Raw genomic sequence first — 4,407 nt, 5'->3', positions numbered from 1 at the left:
GAAGGCGCGGGGCCGGGCTTTGCCGCGCTGGAGCGGCAGAAGGGCATGTTCTCGCTGCTGCCGTTCGGGCCGGAGGAGATGCGACGCCTGCGCGAGGATCACGCGATCTACGGCACCGAGACCGGCCGCATCAACGTGGCGGGGCTGACGGCTGCGCAGGTCGGGCCATTGGCCCGGGCGCTCAAACAGGTCGCAGTGCCCGCGCGCCACGCTTCGGCTGCCTGAGGCTCGGGGAGCGGTTCAGGGCCGGTTCAGGGATAGAACACACCGCCCATGGCGCGCCGCGGCTTGGTCCTGTCTTGCGGCAGGGGGATGAAATCCTCCTCGTCGCCCGGCACGGTGTCGAACCGGCCCCTGGCCCATTCCTCCTTGGCGGCCTCGATCCGCTCGGGACGCGACGAGACAAAGTTCCACCAGATGTAGCGGGGCCCGCCCATCGGCGCGCCGCCGAAGAGCATGAAGCGCGCCGTCGGATTGGCGCATACGGTGATCGCATCGCCGGGGCGCAGGATCAGAAGCTGGCCGGGGGCGAAGCGGTCCCCCGCGATCTCGATTTCGCCAGAGATCGTGTAGAGGGCGCGCTCCTCGTAATCGGCGTCGATCGGCATCTGCCTGCCCGCCTGAAGCTCGATGTCGCCATAGAGCGTCTCGGAGGACGTCTTGAGGGCGGAGGTCTTGCCAAAGGCCTGCCCGGCGATGATGCGCGCCTTGATCCCCTCGGCCTCGAACAGCGGCAGATCGTCCGATCCATGATGAATGAATTCCGGCGCGGATTCCTCCTGCGCCTCGGGCAGGGCCATCCAGGTCTGCAGGCCGAAAAGACGCTGACCGGTCTGTTTCTTCTTCTCCGATGTGCGCTCCGAATGGACGATGCCCTGCCCCGCCTTCATCCAGTTGACCGCGCCCGGGCGAATGGTCTGTTCGGTGCCAAGCGAGTCGCGGTGCAGGATCTCGCCCTCGAACAGGTAGGTCAGCGTCGCGAGGTTGATGTGCGGATGGGGGCGCACGTCGATGCCGTGATCCGTCAGGAATTCAGCCGGCCCCATCTGGTCGAAGAAAATGAACGGCCCGACCATCTGGCGCTTGATCGACGGCAGGGCGCGGCGAACCTCCATATCGCCAAGGTCCACGGCGCGCGGCACGATCAGGGTTTCGACCGCGTTCACCGTCTCCCTGTCGCCGAGGACCGGGTCGGGGCATGGGCTCCAGCTCATGACGGGCACTCCTTGGCTTGCCGTTCGGCTGTCCCTGACATGGCGCTCCGCCCCCGGCTGGTAAGGCATTGCCTTGCGCCGGGCCTTCGACCGCTACGGCACGGGCACGAAGGCATAGCCCTCGCCCTGCTGCTCCACCCGGCCCATGCCACCCCCGGGCAGGTGAAAGCCGATCAGGGGCATCCCGCGCTCGGCCAGCTCCTGCATCAGGGCCAGACGGGTCCGGGCCGCCTGCTCCGGGTCCTGATCGGCGGGCATGGGCCAGTCGGGGCGCGCGAAGGCCAGATGCGCGTTGCCGATGGCATCCCCGGCAACCAGCGCCCGGCCACCGCCGATCTCGAAGGACATGTGCCCCGGCGTGTGGCCGAAGCTGGCCCGCGCGATGACGCCGGGCAGCAGCGCGTCGCCATCTTCGAAGGTCTCCAGCATGCCCTGCAGAAGATCGATCCGGCGCGCGGCCCCGGCGGCGAAGCTCTGCCGTTCGGCGCCGATCGTCCCGGGCGTTTCGGGGTCGATCCAGTAGTCGCGCTCGTTCCGCCCCATGAGATGCCGCGCGTTCGGGAACAAGGGCTCGTCGAAATCGTCGATCGCGCCTCACAGGTGGTCCGGGTGGCCATGGGTGAAGACGACATGGGTGATGTCGTCAGGCGTGATCTCGAGCGCGGAGAGCGCCTCGGGCAGCCGCCCAGTGCTTTGCATGAAACCGGGGCCGGCGCCCGCGTCGAACAGCACGACATTCGTGCCCGACCGCAGCAGTGTCACGTTGCACGGCGGCTCGTAGCCCCCCGGCTCGACGCCCGCAGCATCGAGGATCGCGCGGGCTTCGGCTTGCGGCAGATCGCCGATCAGGAAGCTTTCGGGCAGCTGCAGATGCCCGTCGCTCAGCGTCGTGATCCGCAGATCGCCGAGATCCATCTCTGCCGCGGCCCATGCCCGGCCAAAGGCGAGGCTGGCGCCAAGCCCCGCCGCGCCGCTCAAGAGCTTGCGTCTGGTGATCCTCATCATTCCCCCCGAATACGACACATTCGCATTACTGCATGCGAATCGCACCCGCGTCGAGGGGGTCACTCCGCCATGACGAAGCCGTCGATCAGCTGGCGCAACCCGATTGCCGCGCCGAGGGCTATGGCGGCCAGCGTCACCGGCGCGCTGACGGCGAGAACCGAGAATGCGGTGATGCCCTGGCCGATGCTGCAGCCCGCCGCCGTCACCGCGCCCCAGCCCATCAGCCCCGCGCCGAGGATCTGGCGTTTGAGCTCGCGTGGGTCCTCGCAGGCCTCCCAGCGGAAATGCCCCTTCCACAGGCTGCCCGCGAAGGCGCCCGCCAGCACGCCCACGACCGACCCGACGCCGAAGCTCAGCGCCGCGCCGCTCGAGGTCATGGCGTAGAGCATGGTTTCGCCCAAGGGGGCGGAGAAGCTGTGCGACACGACGGGCAGCGCGTCGAAGCCCTCCCGCAGCAGCCAAGCCGTGCCCGCCCAGCCCATGGCGACGGCCAGCCCGACGGAAGCGCCGCAGATCACGCCCCCCCATCCCATGCCAGCGCCGCCGCGCAGTGCCACGGCGAGGATGGCCAGGCCGACGATCATGCCGCACAGCGGCAATGGCAGCCCCGTCGCCTGCGCGATCCAATGGCCGATGCCCGGCGTCGGCCCGCCGCCCGGTGCGAAAAGCGCGACCCTGAGACCCGAGAGCGGGCCGGAGAGGGTCGCGTAGGCCGCGAGCCCCATGACGAGGACGATCACGAAGGAGCGCATGTCGCCGCCGCCCAGCCGGGCCAGCGCGCCGTAGCCGCAATTGCCCGCCAGCGCCATGCCATAGCCGAAGACCAGCCCGCCGAGGATCGCGCCCGGCAGGCTCCAGCCCTGCGCGAGGTAGAAGCTCTGCACCGGGTCGAACAGCCCCGCCGCCATCAGGCCAAAGGCGGCGATCACCGCGACGCCGATGGCGACGCCCCACATCCTGAGCCGCACGACGCTGCCGCCATAAAGCGCGTCCTCGATGGCGCCGAGCGTGCAGAAGCGCCCCAGCCGCGCGGCCGCGCCCAGCACCGCGCCGCTGCCCAAACCGATGAGCGCCGCGATGGTCGGCTCGTCGAGCCAATCCAGCATATCGTGATCCTCCCCGCGCGCCCTCCCCGGCGCGCCCGTCAGTCCGAGCGGCAGAACAGCTCGTAGACCAGCTCCATGATCCGGCGCGGCCTGTCGTCGGTCAAGCTGTAGTAGATCACCTTGCCCTCGCGCCGCGGCGTCACCAGCCCTTCGAGCCGCAGCCGGGCGAGCTGCTGGGACACGGCGGCCTGCCGCGCCGACAGGAGCTGTTCGAGCTCGGTCACCGATTTCTCGCCCGTGACCAGATGGCACAGGATCATCAACCGCCCCTCGTGACCCAGCGCCTTGAGGAAATCCGACGCGTCGCGCGCGTTGTTCATCATGAGGTCGAGGTCCGCCTCGCTCATGTCGTCGGTGATCTTCGGCAGGGCCATGCGCGCGTACTCCGGTTCGGCGAACCGGGTCCGCCAGAGCTTGGAGGAAGTACCTAAGGCCCCGGGGGCAATATCGCAATTGGCTGACGGCATTTCCTTCAGCCCTGCGGTGCGGCGGTCACGGACGCCTCTTCGATCAGCCGCCCCAGCAGCCCCCAGAAGAAATCCTCGCCCGGGTAGCCCTCGATCCGCCCGATCTCCGTGCCGTCGTCGACGAGCAGGAAGGTCGGGGTGAAGACGACGCGGCGATCGAGGTCGAGATCGCCGGGCAGGTCGCGGATGTCGATCCGCCGCAATGGCGCGGCGCGGCCCTCGTCGGTCTTGGGGTAGACCGGGCCGATCTCGGCGGTCCAGCGCGCGCACCACGGGCAACCCGCCTCCTCGGCCATGACCAGCTCCAGCTCGGCGCGCAGCGGCGCGGCGGGCAGGGCCAGCGCAAGGCCGAGTGCGAGGATGGCAAGACGGGACATGGCGCTCCTCATGGTCGCAACCGACCGTCGCGATTGACCGGCGGCTTCTGTCACATGATAGTATTGCAATGTGATGTTGGCAATCGGAGGGTTCATGTTCGAGGTCACGCTGGGCGGCGCGCTGCTGGCGGGTCTCATGTCCTTCCTGTCGCCCTGCATCCTGCCGATGGTGCCGTTCTACCTCGGCTATCTCGCGGGCACCGGCGCGCGGCAGGCCGAGGCGACCGGCGCGGCGCCG

6 protein-coding genes and 1 pseudogene are annotated in these 4,407 nt (G+C 69.3%); 2 read left to right on the top strand and 5 right to left on the bottom strand.

Annotation, left to right across the window (positions count from 1 at the left end; translation table 11 throughout):
* On the top strand, window positions 1-225 hold a 225-nt coding region (locus tag NHG85_RS05690), incomplete at its 5' end, for an aminotransferase class I/II-fold pyridoxal phosphate-dependent enzyme (RefSeq protein ID WP_370362977.1).
* A gap of 26 nt (window positions 226-251) precedes the next feature.
* Here the strand turns inward: NHG85_RS05690 and NHG85_RS05685 are convergent.
* From NHG85_RS05685 to NHG85_RS05665, 5 genes and pseudogenes are all read right to left on the bottom strand, one after another.
* Window positions 252-1,214 carry a pirin family protein gene (locus NHG85_RS05685; RefSeq protein ID WP_253330619.1) on the bottom strand — a complete coding sequence of 321 codons (963 nt, stop codon included), beginning with the start codon at window positions 1,212-1,214 and terminating at the stop codon, window positions 252-254.
* A gap of 93 nt (window positions 1,215-1,307) precedes the next feature.
* Window positions 1,308-2,129, bottom strand: a pseudogene (locus NHG85_RS05680) (MBL fold metallo-hydrolase).
* 149 nt (window positions 2,130-2,278) lie between these two features.
* Window positions 2,279-3,325, bottom strand: a complete 1,047-nt coding sequence (locus NHG85_RS05675) for a YeeE/YedE family protein (protein ID WP_253330617.1) — start codon at window positions 3,323-3,325, stop codon at window positions 2,279-2,281.
* Window positions 3,326-3,363: 38 nt separating this feature from the next.
* A complete protein-coding gene (locus NHG85_RS05670) occupies window positions 3,364-3,699 on the bottom strand; it encodes an ArsR/SmtB family transcription factor (RefSeq protein WP_253330615.1) in 336 nt (111 codons plus the stop codon).
* Window positions 3,700-3,797: 98 nt separating this feature from the next.
* On the bottom strand, window positions 3,798-4,169 hold the full coding sequence (locus tag NHG85_RS05665; protein WP_253330613.1) for a thioredoxin domain-containing protein: 372 nt from the start codon (window positions 4,167-4,169) through the stop codon (window positions 3,798-3,800).
* 94 nt (window positions 4,170-4,263) lie between these two features.
* On the opposite strand from NHG85_RS05665, the gene NHG85_RS05660 reads away from it, so the two are divergent.
* Window positions 4,264-4,407 (top strand): cytochrome c biogenesis protein CcdA (locus NHG85_RS05660; RefSeq protein ID WP_253330621.1); only part of this gene is annotated, 144 nt, incomplete at its 3' end.

It is taken from the genome of Limimaricola litoreus, from assembly GCF_024159025.1.
Lineage (GTDB): Bacteria > Pseudomonadota > Alphaproteobacteria > Rhodobacterales > Rhodobacteraceae > Limimaricola > Limimaricola litoreus.
The sequence above is the reverse complement of the archived record's forward strand: the minus strand, read 5'-3'. Positions and strand labels throughout refer to the sequence as shown.